Consider the following 15,171-nt stretch of genomic DNA (forward strand, 5'->3'; position numbering starts at 1 on the left):
CAAAAGGTTGGTGGGCCCGGAGGCCGCATTAAAATCGTTGATTTTGTTGAGTTTTTCGTGGACCAAAATCAGAAATCTTTCCGTATCGTTCCGCATGGTCCCGTGACGCCATACAGTCGACTTTAGCTAACCTCATTTGCGAACGGTCGGAGTCATGCTCCAGAATGGCCGCAGTGGGCCGGAAGCGGGCAGTACGCTCCGCTATGACTTGGAGAGAAAGCTGACCTCTGCATACAACGTGGCGCAGTGCTCCTTGAACCAGTGGCAAGCATTGGCTTTTCGTTAAGAATGGAAACGGGCGCTCCGGCTGGATCGTTACGCGCCGGCGAGAACGCCAAGCCTGTCCAGAGCAGGTGCAAGCAGCTAAAAATTTCGCTTTTGCAGAAGGCTGCGTCCCTGTGAGATCATAGTCCTTACCGGAACCGGGGGCGATATCGATGGAGATTCCACGACAGACCGAAGCGTTATCGGGCCGATCCCATTCTCGGAGCACGCCGATCGAACAGCTCCGGCAAGGATTACAGGGCGAACTGGTGTTGCCGACAGACGATGCCTACGACCAGGCGCGCGGGGTCTGGAACGGGGCGATCGACAAACGCCCTGCTGCAATTGTCTTTTGCGCCGATCCCGATGACGTCGTCCATGCCGTGACCTATGCCAGGTCACAAGGCTTTGTCGTGGCAGTTCGCAGCGGCGGCCACAACGTCGCCGGTCTGTCCGTCTGCGACGATGGGATGGTGATCGATCTATCCCGCATGAAGAAGATCGCAGTCGATCCCGAGCGCCGCATCGCCAAGGCCGAAGCTGGTCTGACCCTCGCCGAGTTCGACGCAGCCACACAGGCGCACGGGCTTGCAACGACCATGGGGGTCAACGGCGACACCGGTATTGCCGGCCTCACGCTCGGTGGTGGCTTCGGCAAGCTCGGGCGCAAGCACGGTCTGAGCTGCGATAATTTGATCGCGGCCGAAATTGTCACGGCCGACGGACAGCTTTTGCGAACAGACGCCCGCCAGCATCCCGAACTGTTTTGGGCCCTGCACGGCGGCGGCGGCAATTTCGGGGTGGTGACGACGTTCGAATACCGGCTGCATCCTGTCGGCCCGAACCTTCTCGTGGGCTCGGTGCTTCACGCCTACGATCGGGCGCCGGAGGCCATGCGGTTTTACGACAAATTCTCCCGCGACGCCCCGGACGAACTGAGCGTCGACGCCGCGCTCGTCACACTGCCCTCGGGCGACCGTGCCTTCAGCATCTCGGCATGCTATGTCGGGTCACCCGAAGCGGGCGAACCCGCAATCGCACCGCTGATGAAATTCGGATCCCCCATCGAAAGCCGCCTTCGGGCCGTTCCTTATCTTGAGATTCAATCGGCGGGCGATAGCCTCTTTCCACGCGGACGGCGTTATTACTGGAAGGCACAGTTCCTGCGTGAGATCGGCGATGGCGCGATCGAGGCGCTGCTCGATAGCTACGCGAGAGCTCCCAATCACTCGTCCCTGCTGGTTTTCCAGCAGGTCGGCGGAGCGATCGCTCGTGTGCCGGCATCCCACTCGCCCTACGCCAATCGGGATGCGGCCTTCGACTGCTTCCCGATCGCCATTTGGGACGATCCAGCCGGTGACGAGGCAAACATGCGCTGGGCGCGCGACCTGTGGAATGCGGTCAGACCATTTTCAACCGGCGGCGTTTATGCCAACAATCTCGGTGATGAGGGTGACGAGCGCGTGCGTGATGCCTACGGCGCTAATTATGCGCGCCTCGCCGCCATCAAGAAGCAATACGACCCGACCAATTTCTTTCGATTGAATCAGAATATCAGGCCTGGATAATTCGAAAATCCGTGGGGGAACCGTGCGCAGTCGCTGGACGATCCTTGTTGTCCTGTTTGTCGCCCGCGCCGCAATGGCGTTTCAGTTTCAGAGCGTCGGCGCCGTCGCGCCTCTTATCAGCGATAGCGTCGGTGCGAGCCTGGCCGACATCGGCATTTTAATCGGCCTCTATCTTGCACCGGGAGTCGCGTTGGCCCTGCCTGGCGCGACCATCGGCCAGCGCTATGGCGACAAGGCGACCGTTCTCGCCGGGCTCCTAATGATGCTGGTGGGTGAAATGCTGATGGCGGCATCGCCGTTGTGGAGCCTGCAGGTCGGCGGCCGTTTGATAAGCGGCACTGGCGGCGTACTCCTGAACGTCCTGATGACCAAGATGGTCGCCGACTGGTTTGCCGGCCGGGAAATCGCAACCGCCATGGCCATCTACATCAACTCGTGGCCAGCGGGCATCGCCGTTGCTCTCGTGGTGCTGCCGGCAATCGGAACGACATTCGGGGTGACCGCCGTGGGCGTTGCCGTTTCGGTCCTGGTCATCGCCGGCATCGGCCTGATGACCTTCATCTATCGCACCCCGGAGGTATCGCCCGCCAGTGGCATCGAACGCTCTGGCATTTCGGCGGCGACAACCTATGCCCTCATCGCCGCCGGCCTGATCTGGTGCCTCTACAATGTCGGCTTCGCAATGGTCTTCAGCTTCGGTCCGTCGATGCTCGTCGAGCGCGGGTGGTCAAACGCCGCGGCGGGATCGACGATCAGCGTCGTGCTTTGGCTGGCGACCCTTTCGGTCCCCCCTGGGTGGCTTCCTGGCCGATCGCACCAAACGCGGCGGCGCGGTTCTAGCCATGGGCTGTTCAGGCTTTGCATTCCTGGTGCTGCTTCTGTCGCGAAACGGACCGGCGCTGCCCCTCGTCATTGCCATGGGGATCGTGTGCGGCTTGCCTGCCGGCGCGATTGTGAGCTTGCCCACACGGGTGCTCGAGCAGAAGACGCGATCGATCGGGATGGGAGTGTTCTACACCGTCTATTATGCCGGCATGCTGGCTGCGCCGGTGATCGGCGGCAAACTTGCAACCTGGGCCGGCACCCGCGCCGCCGCGCTCGAATTCGGCGCTGCCGCACTCCTCCTTTGCCCTCTGCTTCTTTGGTCATTCCACCGGATCAGCCACGTCCCACAGCCGGTGGTGGTTCCATCCAGGTCAGGCGGCTAGTTGCACTGAGACCGCTGCTACGCTCGATGACGGGAACGGTGACGTTCGCAGGACGATGCGAGAGCTGCAGGATTAGCTTTGATTTTATTGGGTTTTTCGTGGGCCAAAATCAGAATTCTCCCGTATCGTTCCGTGTGGTTCCGCTGTCGACCTCGTCCAGTCCAATTTCACTGGCCTATACGCGCCCTAGAGAAGTCCTGAACTGAAAGTCAGGGACTGCGCCCAGAAACGGACAGCTTTTGATCAGCCCCGGCCAATGGCGAAAAATCGGATCTGGCCAGCACCCCAGCTATCCTGGCAAAGCTGACAAATGCCTGTCGCGCCTGTTCGGTTGTCATCTGCCCGGCGATTGCGGCGTTGCAGCTCCTCACCGCGCAGCTGTATACCGGTCCCCGACGGGCCTTCGGCCATTGATTCAAGAACACGAGCGCCTCCCGCACCGATCTGATGTCGTGTCTCACGTCACTGATCTTAACCTGCACGGGGGCAAGGAAAGCCAGACTGGTCATTTGTTACCTCCCTGGGGTTGCAAGGTTGATTCAGCATCCCATGACGGCTCTTTCGTTTGATGCTGTTGGACGACCATCCTCGCCATCTGCGAGGACCGGGGCTCATCGAGCCCCGGCCTCCTTCGCGACCGTCATTTGTTGCCGTTGATTGCAATGCGCTTGGCGTTTGCCTGCGCCTTTTGGTCTTTGGCAGGGTCACGGTGAGCACACCATTCTTGAACGCGGCCGCGACCTTGTCGTCTTCAACCTCACGGCCGAGACTGAAGCGCCGCTCAAAGCGCCCATAATAGCGTTCGCTGAACTGGCGATCCTTGTCCTCGGTCTCTGCCTTCTTCTCGCCGCGAAGCGTCAGGACACCATCATCCAGCATGACCTCGATGTCATTCTCATCGAGGCCCGGGATTTCGGCCGTCACCCGGATTTCCTTATCGGTTTCCGAGAACTCCACGCTTGGCCAAGTGCCGTTGAGAGGGGGCACGCGGCCCAGAACCGAAGGCGTCTCAAAACCGCGGAACACCTCGTCGAATAGCCGGTTGACGTTGCGGTGCAACGACAGGAACGGATCCATGTCGTCACTGCGATAAATGCTCGGTGCCTGGCTGCCGCCACGGCTCCAGGGAATCAAGTCACGTACGCTCATTTGTCCTTCTCCTTTCCGTGTTCTTGGGTCGCACCCGGACCCCCGCCCACGACAGGACGGGGTGTTGGGCGCGGGCCGACAAAGATCAGGCAGCCGCGCTTTCAATGCGCTTGGACGCCGCCTTCTTGTCGGTCTCGACATTAATCGCGATGCGGCGCGGCTTCATCTCCTCGGGAATTTCCTTCTTGAGGTCGATGATCAGCAGACCGTTTTCGAGCTTTGCCCCGATAATGGTCACATGATCGGCTAGTTCGAAGCGGCGCGCGAACGACCTCAACGCCAAGCCATGATGGAGGTACTGAACCTCGTCGTTCTCTGTCTTGGCGCCCTCGATCACGAGCATATTTGGCTCCTGCGTGATCGTAAGCTCATCTTCACCGAAACCGGCGACCGCGAGGACAATGCGGTAGGTGTCTTCGCCGAGCTTGGCGATATCGTAGGGCGGCCAGTTGTCCGCGTTCTGTGGTGGGCTGGCGTTTTCGAGCAGGTTGAAGATGCGGTCAAAGCCGATGCTCGACCGATAGAAGGGGGAAAAGTCCAGGTTCGTTCTCATAACTACATCCTCCTTGGAGCAACATAGATACGAGGGAACGCCAAGAAGCCTGGCGCTCCCTGACACGTCGGCCCCTTGCGAGGCGACCGACAAAGATGAATTGGGAATCGATTTCCGCAGCGTCAAGAGGGACCGCCAAGGCAGTTTCGCGACACCTTCGAATGGCTGGTGGCAAGCGCTCCATCGAATACCCATCTGCTTCGCTGGTATTTCGAACGGAGGAAAAGCATGCCCATGACACGCCAAGACGTTGTCTCGGTCCTCGGACCCGTGGACAACGCGACGATTGCGGAAATCATCGCGTCCGGTGCCTCGCTTGAGGAGTTGAGAGAGGCATGGGCCTGGGCCTTTGGTGATGAGGCGTTGATGAGCCAGGGACGACCGTTGCCGGGAACACGGGTGGCAGCGCTAATCGACCTGATCGAGCCCGACGACGAAGCCGACCTGGTGGATCCGGCCCAAAGGGGCCCGGGCGCCGGCTATTGAATGGTGAAGATGCCGTCTACGGCTTCCATTCAGGCAGACGCGCTCATTCGTGCGATCCGCGTGGTAAGTTGTGTGTGCCGAAGAAGTCATCCGAAATGTATGAACAGGCAACGATAAGGGCTTGGCTTTCCCGCGCCCGTTGCCCCGGTGACGCGCCGCATTGATGCTGCGGCGGTAGATTACCGCAGTGAATTTAGCCGTCACTTTCCATAAGATGGTCTGCTCTGCTGATCTTCGGCCCTGTCATCCACTGTGGCGCTACGGGCACGTCCTCGATGACACCGACCCTGCGTGCCCAAGTCGTAAAGGCCTTGTTCGCCGCCTCAACAGACTTCCGGCCATCGTAAGCGGAGTAGCATGCATCGGACGCCGCTGCGTGGAGGAGGCCGCGCCTTTCAACCGGCCATTCTTCCAGAAACTCTATCGCATCCATGACGCAGCCGATCTTTTGGACACCGTAGCCGTCGTCTTTTACGAAAACCGGCTGTTTGAACGTCGCGCTTTCCATAGTAACCTCCCTTCAAACCGTGGGGGCAACTGAACCCTGCCTCACCGTGCGCGGCTTCCTGCAAACGATGCCAGCGAGCTTGGCGAACGCCACGGCAAACCACGGCGGAAACGGGATTTTCAAAGAGCATCGTTTCCATGCGATCCTTCCGCTCCTGCTCAACTCGACATCCGGCAAGCCGCGCTGGACACATAAAAACATTGGAAACGCCTCTTTTCAGTTCAAGGGAGCGGACCCGGCGCCGGCTATTGAATTGTGAAGATGCCGTCTACGGCCTGCCATTCGGAAGGCCGGATAAGGCGGTGATGGGCGACGCGCACGGAATGCAGCGCGCCTCAAGTTCTCGCTTCCAGTAATCCAGAAACCCTTTGAGAGTGGGGAATTCCGGTGCGAGATCGTACTCCTGCCAAACGTAGAGCTGCAAAAGGCTCGGATGATCGGGGAGATGGTAGTGGATCTCCGCGGTTGTGAGACCGTAGCCCTCCATCTGCAGCCGGAATTCCCCGCTGACCATGCGTCTCTCCTATCGCGCGCGTTCAGGCATCAAGTCTTTGCGGGCGTTCTCGGGCCCGCCGTTCCTCGAGGTCACAGCCTACCTCGGCGCGACTATCGTCCAGTCGGCGAAGTGCATCCATGACGGCGTCAAACGTCACCGGGCTCGCAGCACCCGGTGGCTTTCGCAGCGCAGGCATGGAGTCGACGGCGCAAGCATCAGAAGCCCATGAGGCAAGAATGGCGCGCTTTTCCTGAGTGTCGAGCGTGCGGTCGCCCACCACCTCATCGGGGTGGCTAAAGTGCCGCGCCGGAAACAGCAGGCGGTCAAGCGAAGGATCAGAGGTTTCAGGGGCGATCGAGGGGATGTTTTTTGGGAAAGTTCGTTCCATCGACAGTCTCCGCTTCCTAACAATCTCCTTGGCATCATTGGTGTTGCAGTGACCCTTTTCGGGACTCCAACGACAAAAAATTTCGTGGAGTTCGGGCCCAATTTCAAGACCTAAAAATCGCGCGCCCCAGCGAAAATAGCTGCATGAATTCATGCCCCTAGACCTCTTCAATGCAGAGTGCCAAAATTTTTTCAGCGACCTCTTGAAACTCGAAAAATGCGAAACTAGCTCGATATGCGCGCGATGCCTGAAAAAGGGGTCGCAGCGCCCCGCACCGGCCGATATTGCCGGTCCGGTGTGGAGGAACCTCAAAAATCTGTTTGTCCCGAAGGAGAACGATATGACGTTCCGTCCATTGCATGACCGTATCCTGGTCCGCCGCATCGAAGCCGAGGAGAAGACGGCCGGCGGCATCATCATCCCCGATACCGCCAAGGAGAAGCCGCAGGAGGGCGAGGTGATTGCCGTAGGCCCAGGCGCCCGCGACGAGAGCGGCAAGCTCACGCCTCTCGACGTCAAGATCGGCGATCGCATCCTGTTCGGCAAGTGGTCGGGCACTGAGATCAAGCTCAACGGCGAGGACCTGCTGATCATGAAGGAAAGCGACGTGATGGGCGTGATCGAGCAGACCGCGGCGGTCAAGAAGGCCGCCTGATCGAACTCTGGTCCAACCGCAATCCAGTCAATGAAGCTGCCTATTGAAGGAGTGATCCAATGGCTGCCAAGGAAGTAAAATTCCACTCCGACGCCCGCGAGCGCATGTTGCGCGGCGTCAACATCCTCGCCGACGCGGTGAAGGTGACGCTCGGCCCCAAGGGCCGCAACGTCGTCATCGACAAGTCGTTCGGCGCCCCGCGCATCACCAAGGACGGCGTCACCGTCGCCAAGGAGATCGAGCTTGAGGACAAGTTCGAGAACATGGGCGCGCAGATGGTCCGCGAAGTGGCCTCGAAGACCAGCGACATCGCCGGCGACGGCACCACCACCGCGACCGTTCTCGCGCAGGCGATCGTCAAGGAAGGTGCGAAGGCCGTCGCCTCCGGGATGAACCCTATGGACCTGAAGCGCGGCATCGACAAGGCCGTCGAGGCGATCGTCGCCGAGCTGAAGACCAACGCCCGTAAGGTGACCAAAAATGACGAGATCGCCCAGGTCGGCACCATCTCGGCCAATGGCGACGCCGAGATCGGCCGCTTCCTGGCCGAAGCGATGCAGAAGGTTGGCAATGAGGGCGTCATCACCGTCGAGGAAGCCAAGACCGCCGAGACCGAGCTCGAAGTCGTCGAAGGCATGCAGTTCGACCGCGGCTACCTCAGCCCGTATTTCATTACCAACCAGGACAAGATGCGCGTCGAGCTGGAAGAGCCCTATGTGCTGATCCACGAGAAGAAGCTGTCCAATCTGCAGGCGTTGCTGCCTGTGCTGGAGGCCGTCGTTCAGTCGTCCAAGCCGTTGCTGATCATCGCCGAGGATGTCGAGGGCGAGGCGCTGGCCACCCTGGTCGTCAACAAGCTGCGCGGTGGCCTGAAGGTCGCTGCCGTCAAGGCGCCCGGCTTCGGCGACCGCCGCAAGGCTATGCTCGAGGATATTGCCATCCTCACCGGCGGCACCGCGATCTCGGAAGATCTCGGCATCAAGCTAGAGAATGTCACGCTCAACATGCTGGGCCGCGCCAAGAAGGTGGTGATCGAGAAGGAGAATACGACCATCGTCGACGGTGCCGGCTCGAAGAGCGAGATCCAGGGCCGCGTCAGTCAGATCAAGGCGCAAATCGAGGAGACTACCTCCGACTACGACAAGGAAAAGCTGCAGGAGCGGCTGGCCAAGCTCGCCGGCGGCGTCGCCGTCATCCGCGTCGGCGGCTCGACCGAGGTCGAGGTCAAGGAGCGCAAGGACCGCGTCGACGATGCCATGCATGCGACGCGCGCTGCGGTCGAGGAAGGCGTATTGCCAGGTGGCGGCGTGGCGCTTCTGCGTGCCGCCAAGGCACTGGACAGCGTGCAGGCCGAGAATGAGGACCAGAAGCACGGTATCGAGATCGTGCGCCGCGCGATCGAAGCGCCCGTGCGCCAGATCGCCGAGAACGCCGGCGCGGAAGGCTCGATCATCGTCGGCAAGCTTCGCGAGAAGCCTGAATTCGGCTGGGGCTGGAACGCACAGACCAACGCGTTCGGCGACCTCTACAACGAGGGCGTCATCGATCCGGTGAAGGTGGTGCGGACTGCACTTCAGGATGCGGCATCGGTTGCCGGCCTGCTGGTAACGACGGAAGCGATGGTTGCCGAGAAGCCGAAGAAGGAACCCGCCGTTCCGGCAATGCCGGCTGGTGGCATGGACTTCTGATGGTAACGGCAGTGTCCGCGCCCGGTGGGCGCGGACACCCTGACAAATGGGTAGAGCCATGAACGTGATGAACTTGAACGTAATCCCCCGCGTGCGGCCACCGATCTGAACTACGAAGCAGACCTGAAGGTTGCGCTTGACCCGATACTGGTCGAGTTGCTCGACAGAGCGGAGGCCGCGGGCTGGGATCGGCGCAAAGCAGCATACACGGTGATGTTTCTGGCCGCGCGGAATCTTACCGACGGCAAGGGCCCTCCTGGAAACGGGAGTTCGGCAGGCTAAGGCGCGACACACGCAATCTATCGCGCACGCGCCGTGGGAAAGGCTTCCGATCGATTGAGCTAATCACGTGAAACGGAGGAAAACATGGAACACAATCAATTTCAGCATCCCGTGAGGGTGCTCGTGGGTCTTGGGTTTCCGACCGACATTCAAAGCGTAAAAGACGCCTTCGTCCTGCTGGATGAATGGCCGCCATCGAAGCGAAGCCCTGCTCATGGCGTCGCGCTCAATGCCTGTCGGGCAGCCCTCGCCGGCGAGGTGGATGCCGAAACCGCTCGCAGCACTTTTGTTGCCTTCGCCCGCCGCATGGATTTGCTTGTACAGGCCGCAGGCGACATCGTCGCGGCCAAGGCAGTTGGCGCTTTCGGAGCTGCCTCGAGAGGCCCCCACAACAAGTCGATGTAATCGGTCTGTGGGAGCGGAGAAAGCTATGAGGGATATTCGATTTCCCGAACCAGTGAGACTGCGCGTGAGACCCTCAAGGGAGCGGGTGGTTGCCAGCAGTTGGGAAGCACTTGAGTGCCTTCATGACCAATGGCCAGAATGGGCGAGAGGACCAAGTTATCGAGCTGCCTGCCGCACTTGCCGCGACTCCTTGGACGGATGGCGGCTCCGCAACAAGCAAGAAGGGCATTTTTGAAAGCGGCCCGTCGTGCAAGTTTGGTCCAGGCCTCATAGTGAGCTCAGCGCCGAGGCAAGTCTTTGCTCTGCAAACGACGCAATCTGAACGATTGCACGCCTCCGTCGGACCGGCAAGGAGCGGATATGACCGGCGGCCGAAGTCGGAACCAGCCTAATTGCACGTCGTTGCCGCCGTTTACCGCAAGCATCGTTCCCAAGCCTTTCGAAACGGCGAGTCATGAGCTACGTGTGACGAGTGCCATCAATGAGACGGACAAGACTGACGAAAAGGCCCAAGAAGAATTGAGCGCAAATCTTTGATTCATAAAAAGTTGGTGGGCCCGGAGGGACTCGAACCCCCAACCAAGCGGTTATGAGCCGCCGGCTCTAACCATTGAGCTACAGGCCCCACGCGGGCTGGATTAATGTTTTTCGCTTCCCGGCACAAGGCTTTCCCGACGGGCTTTCGCGGATCGCCCAAATCAACCCATAATCGCGCTCTACGCGACCTTTGCGACTGGATCGCAGACCAAGGAGATTTTCATGACCAAACATCTTTTGCCTCTCGCGCTCGCCGCTGCAATCGCTTTTCCGGCGATGGCTGGAGCCGCCGATTCGCCGACGCCCGCCCGCATCGTTGTTTCGGGTGAAGGTGAAGCGACCACCCCGCCCGACCTGGCGTTGCTGTCGCTCAGCGTCATGCGCGAAGCCAAGACCGCGCGTGCGGCACTTGACGCCAACAATGACGCCATGGCCGCCGTGATCGCGGCGATGAAGGCTGCCGGCATCAAGGATCGCGACCTGCAGACGGCGGGCATCCAGATCAACCCGCGCTACAACTACACCAACAAGCCCGACGGCAGCCAGGAGGCCGAGCTCGTCGCTTACCAGGTGACCAATACGCTTGCGGTGCGCGTGCGCGACATCGACAAGACCGGCGAGATCCTCGACAAGGCGGTGTCGCTCGGCGTTAACCAGGGTGGCGGCATCTCCTTCACCAACGACAACCCGGCGGCAACCATCGACGCGGCCCGCAAGAAAGCGGTGACCAACGCGATCGCCAAGGCCAAGACGCTCGCGGAAGCCGCCGGCGTGAGCATTGGCCGGGTGCTGGAGATCACCGACCAGAACATCGCGCCGCCGCCGATGGCGATCAACGCCAAGGCCTTCGACGCCGCCGCGGGTGCGGCAGTGCCGACGCAAGCCGGCGAGAACGCCTACAACGTTCAGGTCACCGTTACGTTTGAGCTGAAGTAAGCGGTCCTGACGATGCGTGGTCGAGTCTTGCCCACGCCGTCAGCAAATGCCTTGCATGAAAAACCCCGGGGGATCGCTCCCGCGGGTTTTTCGAGCCGCACCCATCCGATGGGACAGGGGCTCCGCTAGTCCCGGCTGATCCTCGAGAGGATCGTGCCGCTGCCGACCTTCGCAGAAGGTCGTGTCTTCAGGCTAACCCTCGCAGAGGGTTATGCCGCAAGCCTCAGCGATAGATGACCGGGCAACCGCGTTCATTGGCGAACACGACGACGACGCGGTCGCCGTCCTGGCGGCCCATGACCTTGACCGTGCGGCGGTTGACGTCGACGATGCGGGCGCGGTAGAGGCCCATGCGCTCGGCCTTGTCGAGGGCACGATCCGGCGAACAGCCGCGGCGCCAGCCTTCACGGCGCCAGTCGTCGCCGCGCCAGTCGTCACGGCGCTCATCGCGGCGATGCCGATAGCCGTCATCACCGGCATAGACGCCGAAGCGCGGATCCTGGTTGTTGCCGAAGCCGAGATAGAGGCTGTCGGCATGGGCGGGAATGGCCGCCAGCGTGCCGAGGCCGACCAGGGCCGAAAGGGCCGCCGTCTTGATCGTGTTGTACATGGTTCTCTCTCCTTGTTGCAGGCTTGCGCCCGTCCTCGTGAAACCGATGATGGGAGAATGCGTCAGCCTGTCTGAACTGTTTACGAACCCGCCGTTCATCTGCGGTTCATGTGGCGGGAAACGAAAATCTTCGCCAGGTTTCGAACAATGCGTCCCCAAAAATCTTGCCCCGGTTCCTGTTCCGGAACCGCGCGGATACGGGCCTCAAGGCTCGTCGTCGAGCATATAGTCAAAATAATCTTCAGGTTCGGCCAGATCGGTCTCGCTCGCCTTGACCCGGCCGCGCATCGAGATGCCGGCCTCATGCACGGTCTCGGCACTGCCCGACACCAGCCGATGCCACCAATAGAGGTCGCGGCCTTCGGCCACCAGCCGGTAGGCGCAGGTGCTGGGCAGCCAGCTGATGGTGCGCACATTCTGCGGCGTCAGCCCGACGCAATCGGGAACGCGCGCCAGCCGGTTGGCATAGTCAGAGCAGCGGCAGGTCTGCGCGTCGAACAGCCGGCAGCCGACACTGGTCCAGTAGATCTCGCCGGTATCCTCGTCCTCTAGCTTCGACAGACAGCATTTGCCGCAGCCGTCGCAAAGCGATTCCCATTCGGCCGGGCTCATCGCTTCCAGCGTCTTTGTTTTCCAGAACGGCGTTTCCATTTTGGGGATGTGGCCCCGGCAGCCGCCGAGGTCAAGCGCGGCAACGGTTGAAATGCGGCTGCAACTCGACCGAATGACACGAAGTTGCCTTCAAAAGGCCGGCCAATCGCCCCGTACGGCATCTATCCCAATCAAACTGGAACCAATCGGGCTAAGAACGGTTTCGGCAAGGATGGGACCCCACAAGGAGAGTTTTCGATGAAACGCCAACCACGGATTCTGGCAGGCACCGCACTTGGCCTGTTGATGGCATCCGCGCCGTTGGGCGCGTTCCCGCTGCAAGGCAATGCCGCATTCGGCCCGGCCCAGCGCACGTCAGCCCCGTTCATTCTGGCGCAAGCCGCTTGCGCCGAGGGCGATCGGCCGAAGCCTGCGCGCAGAAGCAAGGGAAGAAAAAGCAGGAGCAGCCCGCCCAGGCGGAACAGCCCGCCCAGGCGGAGCAGCCGGCGCAAGGTGAGCAGCAGCCGCGCAAGAAGCGCGACCAGCAGCAGCAGACCGAACAGGCGCCTGCCGAGCAACCTGCACAGGGCGAGCAGAAGCCACGCAAGAAGCGTGACCAGCAACAGCAGACCGAACAAGCCCCCGCCGACCAGCAGGCGCAGCCGGAACAGCAACCGCGCAAGAAGCATAACCAGCAGCAGCAAACCGAGCAGGCGCCCGCCGGCGAGGCCGCTCCCGCGACCGACGAACAGCAGCCGCGCAAGAAGAAGCGCGACCAGCAGCAACAGACCGAGCAGGCACCGGCCGGCGAGGCCGCTCCCGCAACCGAACAGCAGCAGCCGCGCAAGAAGAAGCGCGACCAGCAGCAGCAGACCGAAGCCCCCGCCGAGCAGGCTCCCGCTGGTGAGACACAGCCCGCCAACGACAACCAGCCGGTCAAGCCCGGCAAGAAACACAAGCAGGACCAGCAGAAAGAGGCGCCCGCTGCTCCGGCAGTGACGCCGGAAGCCGCGCCGACGCCGAAGGAAGCCCCGGCAGGGCAAGTAACGACACCCAAGGTTGAACCGGCTCCGGCCGGCGAACAGCCGGCGATCCAGGGCGAGCAGCCCCAGGACAAGACAAAGAAGCACGGCAAGAAACCGGTGGCCGAACAGCCCGCGAACGGCGAGCAACCTGCCACGGGCAAGCAACCGGTTAATGGTGAGCAGCCGCAGACCGGCAAGCAGCCCGCGACGGGCGAGCAACCGGCCAATGGCGAGAAGCCGGCAACCGGTGAACAGCCCGCCAATGGCAACACGGCCGCGCCCGTCCAGGGCGAAAACCCCGTGCAGGGCGAAGCGCCCGCCGACAAGAATGCCGCCCCCATCCTCGACAGCCAGAAGGATGCCGAGCGCAAGGCTGGCGGCCGCAAACATGGCGACAAGGCCGGCCAGAACGGCCAGCAGCAGGATGGTGGCCAGAACGCCCAGCAAGGCGGCGATCAGGGCCAGAAGCCGGTGGTTGCTCCTGTCGACCAGGGTCCGCCGCCCACCGACGACAAGGCAGCCCAGCAGCAGATCAAGCCCGAAAAGATCGTCCCGGTGACTGAGGAAAAGGGCAAGCGCCTCGACCGTGCGCCCGACGAGAACATCCGTGACCGCCGCCGCCCCAAGGGTGTCGACGTGCTCAAGGAGATCGGCGATCGCGTTATCATCCAGCTCGGCGGCCAGACGATCGTCCAGAGCAATGAGGGCTCGCGCATGAATCGCGGTGCCAAGGACGTCTATTACGAGGACCTCCCACAAGGCCGTAGACGCGAGACGGTCGAGCGCGACAATGGCATCCAGATCGTCACCATCCGCAACCGTTACGGCGATGTCATCCAGCGTTCGCGCATCACGCCGGATGGGCGCGAATATGTGCTGAGCTATGTCGACGAACGGGACTATCAGGATGAGGGCGACTGGCGCGATCCCGGCGACGACCTGCCGCCGATGCGGCTCAACATTCCGCGCCGGCAGTACATCCTCGATTCCGAGGACGTCGAAAGCGATGACGACTACTACACCTTCCTCGACCAGCCGCCGGTGGAGAGGGTCCAGCGTCTCTATTCGATCGACGAGGTCAAGCGTTCGGCCCGCGTGCGCGACATCGCACGTCGCGTCGACCTCGACACGCTGAACTTCGAATTCGGCTCCTCCTCGATCTCCGACACCGAGGTGCAGAAGCTCGAGGGCGTCGCCAGCGCCATGGAGAAACTGCTGAAGAAGAACCCGGCCGAGACCTTCCTGATCGAGGGCCACACCGACGCCGTCGGCACGCCGGAAGCGAACCTTGCTCTGTCGGACCGCCGCGCCGAAGCGGTTGCTGAAGCGCTGACCAATGCCTTCGGCATCCCACCGGAGAACCTGACGACACAGGGCTATGGCGAAGAGTATCTGAAGATCAACACGCAGGCACCCAACCGCGAGAACCGGCGTGTCGCCATCCGCCGCATCACGTCCCTGGTGGCGCCGGTCGCCAGCAACAATTAGGTCATGATTTCAAAACCATGACCTGGTTTGTGGACTCAATGCGAAAAGCACCCATCCCCGGCTCGATCGGGGATGGGAAAGGTTCGTATCCGGGTCCCGGGCTCAAGAAGATTTGTACCGGCATTAGAGCCGGCTCATTGAATCGCGAGCCCGCTCACCCCAGATTCAGGGCTGGGCGTTCCCTGCCCCGTCCCGACTCCAGCGGGATGTATTGAGCCCCGCCGGCCCTCTCCGGCGGGTTTTTTTGCTTTGATCCTATCTTGCAAAGAGCGGCGGCGTGGCCGAAACACGGCCACCTCGCCTTCGTCGTCTCGGCGCTGATGCTGGCCTATAT

16 protein-coding genes, 1 tRNA gene and 3 pseudogenes are annotated in these 15,171 nt (G+C 61.5%); 11 read left to right on the top strand and 9 right to left on the bottom strand.

Annotated features, from left to right (window positions below; translation table 11 throughout):
- The first annotated feature begins 437 nt into the window (after positions 1-437).
- From HB778_RS05325 to HB778_RS41310, 3 genes and pseudogenes are all read left to right on the top strand, one after another.
- Complete coding sequence (locus tag HB778_RS05325; RefSeq protein WP_183462093.1) at positions 438-1,832, top strand: FAD-binding oxidoreductase; 1,395 nt, start codon at positions 438-440, stop codon at positions 1,830-1,832.
- A 73-nt stretch (positions 1,833-1,905) separates the two neighbouring features.
- Positions 1,906-2,568 (top strand): annotated as a pseudogene (locus tag HB778_RS41305) (MFS transporter); the annotation flags it as partial.
- 106 nt (positions 2,569-2,674) lie between these two features.
- Entirely contained in the window at positions 2,675-3,040 is a 366-nt protein-coding gene (locus HB778_RS41310; protein ID WP_244661967.1) for a hypothetical protein, read from the top strand.
- Between the two features lie 209 nt (positions 3,041-3,249).
- Here HB778_RS41310 and HB778_RS05335 read toward each other — a convergent pair whose 3' ends face one another.
- The 3 genes and pseudogenes from HB778_RS05335 to HB778_RS05345 all read right to left on the bottom strand — a co-directional run bounded on the left by HB778_RS05335 (position 3,250) and on the right by HB778_RS05345 (position 4,742).
- Complete coding sequence (locus tag HB778_RS05335) at positions 3,250-3,549, bottom strand: DUF982 domain-containing protein (protein ID WP_183462095.1); 300 nt, start codon at positions 3,547-3,549, stop codon at positions 3,250-3,252.
- A 131-nt stretch (positions 3,550-3,680) separates the two neighbouring features.
- Positions 3,681-4,189, bottom strand: a pseudogene (locus HB778_RS05340) (Hsp20/alpha crystallin family protein).
- Between the two features lie 85 nt (positions 4,190-4,274).
- Positions 4,275-4,742 (bottom strand): Hsp20 family protein, encoded by a 468-nt coding sequence (locus HB778_RS05345; protein WP_183465009.1) that lies wholly within the window; start codon positions 4,740-4,742, stop codon positions 4,275-4,277.
- Between the two features lie 234 nt (positions 4,743-4,976).
- On the opposite strand from HB778_RS05345, the gene HB778_RS05350 reads away from it, so the two are divergent.
- The gene (locus tag HB778_RS05350) at positions 4,977-5,228 is read left to right on the top strand and encodes a hypothetical protein (protein ID WP_432421236.1); all 252 of its coding nucleotides are present in this window, start codon (positions 4,977-4,979) and stop codon (positions 5,226-5,228) included.
- Between the two features lie 193 nt (positions 5,229-5,421).
- Here HB778_RS05350 and HB778_RS05355 read toward each other — a convergent pair whose 3' ends face one another.
- Complete coding sequence (locus HB778_RS05355) at positions 5,422-5,736, bottom strand: DUF982 domain-containing protein (RefSeq protein WP_183462098.1); 315 nt, start codon at positions 5,734-5,736, stop codon at positions 5,422-5,424.
- Positions 5,737-5,815: 79 nt separating this feature from the next.
- Between HB778_RS05355 and HB778_RS05360 the strand changes: the two genes are divergently transcribed.
- Positions 5,816-5,995, top strand: coding sequence for a hypothetical protein (locus tag HB778_RS05360; protein ID WP_210308066.1), 180 nt, complete (start codon positions 5,816-5,818; stop codon positions 5,993-5,995).
- Here the strand turns inward: HB778_RS05360 and HB778_RS05365 are convergent.
- Both HB778_RS05365 and HB778_RS05370 read right to left on the bottom strand, forming a co-directional pair.
- Positions 5,982-6,250 (bottom strand): annotated as a pseudogene (locus tag HB778_RS05365) (usg protein). The gene HB778_RS05360 and the pseudogene HB778_RS05365 overlap by 14 nt on opposite strands.
- Before the next feature lie 22 nt (positions 6,251-6,272).
- On the bottom strand, positions 6,273-6,773 hold the full coding sequence (locus tag HB778_RS05370) for a hypothetical protein (RefSeq protein ID WP_432421237.1): 501 nt from the start codon (positions 6,771-6,773) through the stop codon (positions 6,273-6,275).
- Between the two features lie 187 nt (positions 6,774-6,960).
- On the opposite strand from HB778_RS05370, the gene groES reads away from it, so the two are divergent.
- From groES to HB778_RS05390, 4 genes are all read left to right on the top strand, one after another.
- The gene (groES, locus tag HB778_RS05375; protein WP_183462102.1) at positions 6,961-7,275 is read left to right on the top strand and encodes a co-chaperone GroES; all 315 of its coding nucleotides are present in this window, start codon (positions 6,961-6,963) and stop codon (positions 7,273-7,275) included.
- 59 nt (positions 7,276-7,334) lie between these two features.
- Positions 7,335-8,963: a chaperonin GroEL gene (groL, locus tag HB778_RS05380; protein ID WP_183462104.1), complete on the top strand. Its 1,629-nt coding sequence runs from the start codon at positions 7,335-7,337 to the stop codon at positions 8,961-8,963.
- Positions 8,964-9,329: 366 nt separating this feature from the next.
- The gene (locus tag HB778_RS05385; protein ID WP_183462106.1) at positions 9,330-9,650 is read left to right on the top strand and encodes a DUF982 domain-containing protein; all 321 of its coding nucleotides are present in this window, start codon (positions 9,330-9,332) and stop codon (positions 9,648-9,650) included.
- A 25-nt stretch (positions 9,651-9,675) separates the two neighbouring features.
- Positions 9,676-9,885: a DUF982 domain-containing protein gene (locus HB778_RS05390; RefSeq protein WP_244661819.1), complete on the top strand. Its 210-nt coding sequence runs from the start codon at positions 9,676-9,678 to the stop codon at positions 9,883-9,885.
- A 314-nt stretch (positions 9,886-10,199) separates the two neighbouring features.
- On the opposite strand, the gene HB778_RS05395 is transcribed toward HB778_RS05390, so the two are convergent.
- Positions 10,200-10,275 (bottom strand) — tRNA-Ile (locus HB778_RS05395).
- Between the two features lie 134 nt (positions 10,276-10,409).
- Between HB778_RS05395 and HB778_RS05400 the strand changes: the two genes are divergently transcribed.
- Entirely contained in the window at positions 10,410-11,123 is a 714-nt protein-coding gene (locus tag HB778_RS05400) for an SIMPL domain-containing protein (RefSeq protein WP_183462108.1), read from the top strand.
- A 223-nt stretch (positions 11,124-11,346) separates the two neighbouring features.
- Here HB778_RS05400 and HB778_RS05405 read toward each other — a convergent pair whose 3' ends face one another.
- Together HB778_RS05405 and HB778_RS05410 are read right to left on the bottom strand one after the other, a co-directional pair.
- The gene (locus HB778_RS05405) at positions 11,347-11,733 is read right to left on the bottom strand and encodes a hypothetical protein (protein ID WP_183462110.1); all 387 of its coding nucleotides are present in this window, start codon (positions 11,731-11,733) and stop codon (positions 11,347-11,349) included.
- A gap of 204 nt (positions 11,734-11,937) precedes the next feature.
- Positions 11,938-12,384: a YcgN family cysteine cluster protein gene (locus tag HB778_RS05410; RefSeq protein ID WP_183462112.1), complete on the bottom strand. Its 447-nt coding sequence runs from the start codon at positions 12,382-12,384 to the stop codon at positions 11,938-11,940.
- A 344-nt stretch (positions 12,385-12,728) separates the two neighbouring features.
- On the opposite strand from HB778_RS05410, the gene HB778_RS05415 reads away from it, so the two are divergent.
- Positions 12,729-14,837 (top strand): OmpA family protein, encoded by a 2,109-nt coding sequence (locus HB778_RS05415; RefSeq protein ID WP_244661820.1) that lies wholly within the window; start codon positions 12,729-12,731, stop codon positions 14,835-14,837.
- The last annotated feature ends 334 nt before the right edge of the window (positions 14,838-15,171 follow it).

Source organism: Mesorhizobium huakuii, from assembly GCF_014189455.1.
Classification (GTDB): domain Bacteria; phylum Pseudomonadota; class Alphaproteobacteria; order Rhizobiales; family Rhizobiaceae; genus Mesorhizobium; species Mesorhizobium huakuii_A.